This is a genomic window from Corallococcus sp. CA047B (genome assembly GCF_003612065.1).
Lineage (GTDB): Bacteria > Myxococcota > Myxococcia > Myxococcales > Myxococcaceae > Corallococcus > Corallococcus praedator.
Map to the genome: position 1 here is coordinate 1 of NZ_RAWD01000733.1, position 436 is coordinate 436.

Consider the following 436-nt stretch of genomic DNA (forward strand, 5'->3'; position numbering starts at 1 on the left):
TGCTTGGCGCGCTGGCGGATTGCCTGCCGCGTGACTTGGCTGTGCGGCATCACGTGGTGCCGTTCTCGATTGGCGAAGACGGGTCGCTCAACATCGCCGTGTCGGAGTTGCCCGAGGGCGAAGTGCTGGAAGAGCTGGCCCGCGCTGCGGGCCGCAAGGTCGCCTGCTTCATGGCGTGCGACCACGAGATGTCGGCCGAGCTGGCGCAGATGGCCGACCCTAACCGCCGTGCCACGGTCGTATTCGGACCGTCGGCGCATTCGGCCATGTTGGCCGTCGAATCCATGACGGGCGCCGGCCCAGGCATTGCAGCCGGCACGGCACCCGCATCCGAGGCTTCCACCATCCCCCCGATTCCTGTGCCGCCGGATCTGCCCCCCGGATCAGAGCCGCGGCCCAACCCATCTGTTGCGGGAGGTGTGGCATGACACACGAG

General features: G+C 68.1%; 1 protein-coding gene. It reads left to right on the forward strand.

Features of this window, described 5'->3' with window-relative positions:
* Positions 1-428 (forward strand): hypothetical protein (locus D7X74_RS42415; RefSeq protein WP_199742036.1); only part of this gene is annotated, 428 nt, incomplete at its 5' end.
* Positions 429-436 lie beyond the last annotated feature (8 nt).